Here is a 3,551-nt window from a genome sequence, read left to right as displayed (position 1 = left end):
GAGCAATCAACTCACGCTCTACCTCAAAGTTTTCGCCCGGTGCATCCAGACGAAGCAGCGGACCACTGTCCATCTGCCCCGCCAGTAACTGATCAATGCTCTCTTGCACAAAAGAACTGCCATTCACGCTATCCTGCGTAGCTCGTGCAGCTATTCGCAACATCAGCTCGCTCAGACCTTGTTTCTGCCGAATAGCTTCCAGCACATTCTTATAGGAAACCTCCAGAGCGGGCGGAAGCTTTAATCTGCTTCGCGCCTCCTGCAGCCCGGTAGTTCGACGATTCCCCGGATTACCGAACAAGATAAACGGCTCGCTGACATTACAGTCTGACATCCTAACCATAGAGCCGCCTCACTTTAGATCATTTTAATTTTGAAAACAGTCCGTTTTAGAAATCCATTTAACAAATTACTCAGTCAGTGATGGATAGCGCCAATCATCTTCCTCATCCGCTTCTTGTTGATCTTCCACGTTCACAGATAGACCCGAGCTTTTCCAACGTTGCATCATTTCACTAGACATATAATGATAGCTCAAATCCAGATGCTTCAGCCCTTTTATACTTTCACTAGCCAGCAGCGCTTCTGCACCTTTATCAGACAACGTACCTTGTGAGAGATCCAGCACTTCCAGCTGTCCAATCACAGGGGCATTAGCTGCTGCAATTGCAATTTCATCCTGTATTTCACTATCTTTGAGTCCCAAGTATGTAAGTTTGGGAAAAGGATTGCTGTCCAAGAACGGCAAAATATCATTGAGGTTACCGTCAAAACCATAGTCCTCGACACCCAAATACAGTTCCAGCTTGCGCAGTTCAGGCAGTTCGGCATTACGTATTTGCTGAAGAACCCTCGCAGGCAGGCCACCACAGATAATAACCAATTCCTGAAGATGGCTATGACGAAGCGGCTCCAAGCTCAGGTCCTGGCTTCCTTTGATATGAAAGGACTCCAATGCTGGAAACGCTTCTAACAACGGGGACAGATTCGTCTGGTTAATCCATGAAACCTCACACTCATCATATTCCATATCACCAATAAACAGTTTGCGTATCTTAGGGAATTGATCTTTGAGCTTCACTAACACTGGGATAAAATCCTCTGGTGAACTTTCATAGGCGCCGCCCCAATCTCCAATGATGAGATCAGTAATTTGCGCGCTCTCCGGCTTGGCTGCCAGTTCCTCAATAGATTTAGCCATCGTTTGGCCATTCTCATAAGCTTCATAATCCACTACCAATTTCACTTCCATCTTACAATTCCTCCGATCGCTTGTCTGAGATCTCGTAAACTATCTATTTCCAATTTAGTCTATCCTATTCTACCAATGTTCGTCAAAAATAGTCCCGCTTCGACATCAATCCTATGTAAAATGTGCTCAATGAAATAAAAACAAGACAGCCCGCTAAGCAGGCTGTCTTGCATATTCACAATAAACTTCTACTATTATATAGTACGTGAGTTTAGAGCCAAATTATTGGCTAATTGTAATCGGTGAGTTATCGGACAGCAATGCCAGATTATTCACGATCACATTCTCCTCATAGCTCAAACCACTGGTAACGTGTGTTTGGGAACCTGCCGTCTGAACAGTCTTCACTTCCTTGCGTTTCGCATGGTCTCCGTTTACAACATATACATATTCTTTACCTTGATCCTTTTGAACTGCCGCAGTAGGAACCACAATGCCTTCTTGTGCATTGGCAGCGACAAAGCTGATATCAGCCAACATACCGGATTTCAGTTTCGTGTCTGGATTCGCTACTGAGATTTTTACAGGATAGCCTTTTCCACTTGCATCCAACGGGCTTACATTTTTAACTGTACCTGTTGTTACAATGTTGGAAGCTGCAACACGAACCTGTACCTTGTCACCTGCTTTTACATTGTTGATCTGTTCCGCTGGAACATAGATCAAAGTATTGACTGTACTCAGATTAGCGATGACCAGTGCAGGAGACTGAGCGGATACCATTTCGCCCACTTCTGCATTTTTCGTACCCACAATACCATTGATCGGTGATGTAACAACGGTGTCATCCAATGCATCCTGAGCAATGTTCACATTCAGCTGAGCCTGCTTAAAAGATTGTTGGCTCGACTCGATAACCGCAGTATTTTGAGATACTTTGAGCTGATTTTGCGCATTACTGTAACCGCTATTGGCATTACTATAGCTATTTTTTGCTGAATCATAGCTGTTGCGAGCTGTAGTTAGGGCCTTCTGCGCAGCTACCAACTGATCTTGCGCATTAGCCTGAGCATTTTGTGCATTATTGTAAGCCGCTTCCGCATTCACAACTGCTGTTTTGGCTTGTTCTAATTGTGCTTGGGTACTCGCACCTGCATCAAATAGACTTTGTGTACGTGTTACATTTTTCTGTGCATCTGCCAAAGCTTGCTGCGTTTGTTTCACCGTATTGGCTGCTGAGGAGACACCATGTGTTGCTTGTTCTACGGCTGTAGTGGCTTGATTAATAGCCCCCTGTGCCTGATTGATTGCGCTTTGGGATTGAATCACGCCGCTCTTGGACTGCACTAAGCCCGAGTTTGCTTGAACCATCGTAGATTCGTGGGATGCTTGAGCGGTGCTTACTCCGGCTGCTGCCGCAGCTGCTGCGGCGCGGGCTTTCGCAACATTATTCCGCATGTCCTTATCATCAAGCTTGAACAGTACTTGACCCTTTTTAACCTCGGTGCCAATATCCACAGGCAGTTCAACCACTTTGCCGCCCACTTTAGGCACGATGTTCACCGTCTCCGAAGGTGTTACGGTTCCTGTATAAATATTTCCCTGTCCGATAATTCCCTGCTGTGCTTGGCTGATTTTAACCGGAACGACCATATCCTGAGCCGCCCCGCTATTACTGGAGCAGCCTGCCAGCACTGCGCCGCCGAGCACTAAAGCCGCTAATGTACTTTCTACTCTCAATATTTTCATGATAATTCCCTTTCTTTCTGTCCGTGGAAATAATGTAAGCCATCCAGTCGTATTTTATAGTTCTTTGGTTATGCTTCCGGCTGTGTCTTTGCTTTCTTCCTCTGAATAAACAAAAAGATTAGTGGAATCGTGCAAAACAGCGGTATGGATGAAATGAGGAACGTATCCCCAATTCCTCTTGATGTAGCATCCAGTGTGATTAAACTACTTATGGATGACATCCATGAGCTGCCCAATGTCGCTTGTAGCGTATGAGCCGAGTCTGGTGTAATGGACTCCGAAATTTGCTGGGCATGAGCAGCCGAACGGCTTTGCATAATGGCGGTTAGCACCGCAATCGCCATAGATGCAGCCACAGTACGTACCAGATTGGACGCTGTAGACGCATTGGCTACCTTGCTAGGATGAACGGCATTCATGCCGACCGTGGACAATGGCATCATGCAAATACCAATTCCCAGACCCCGTAATGCCATTACGGTTTCCAACCAGGCATGAGAAGTATCTGGCGTAAGCTGGTGAAGATGATAGGTCATAAAGCTGGTTAGCGTCAGGCCCACAAGTCCCAAAGGCACAATGCCGAACTTATCGAACAGCTTCCCGGCAATAG

3 protein-coding genes and 1 pseudogene are annotated in these 3,551 nt (G+C 46.1%); all 4 read right to left on the bottom strand.

The window, feature by feature from the left end; genetic code table 11:
* Window positions 1-343, bottom strand: a pseudogene (locus tag GRP75_RS21795) (STM4014 family protein); the annotation flags it as partial.
* A gap of 66 nt (window positions 344-409) precedes the next feature.
* Entirely contained in the window at window positions 410-1,252 is an 843-nt protein-coding gene (locus tag GRP75_RS21790; RefSeq protein WP_023989062.1) for an STM4015 family protein, read from the bottom strand.
* A gap of 222 nt (window positions 1,253-1,474) precedes the next feature.
* The gene (locus GRP75_RS21785; RefSeq protein WP_160790337.1) at window positions 1,475-2,941 is read right to left on the bottom strand and encodes an efflux RND transporter periplasmic adaptor subunit; all 1,467 of its coding nucleotides are present in this window, start codon (window positions 2,939-2,941) and stop codon (window positions 1,475-1,477) included.
* A 68-nt stretch (window positions 2,942-3,009) separates the two neighbouring features.
* Window positions 3,010-3,551: MFS transporter (locus tag GRP75_RS21780; protein ID WP_160790336.1), on the bottom strand; the 542-nt coding region annotated here is incomplete at its 5' end.

It is taken from the genome of Paenibacillus sp. OT2-17 (genome assembly GCF_009827695.1).
GTDB classification, from domain to species: Bacteria; Bacillota; Bacilli; order Paenibacillales; family Paenibacillaceae; genus Paenibacillus; species Paenibacillus polymyxa_B.
This window is presented reverse-complemented; position numbering and strand designations above follow the sequence as displayed.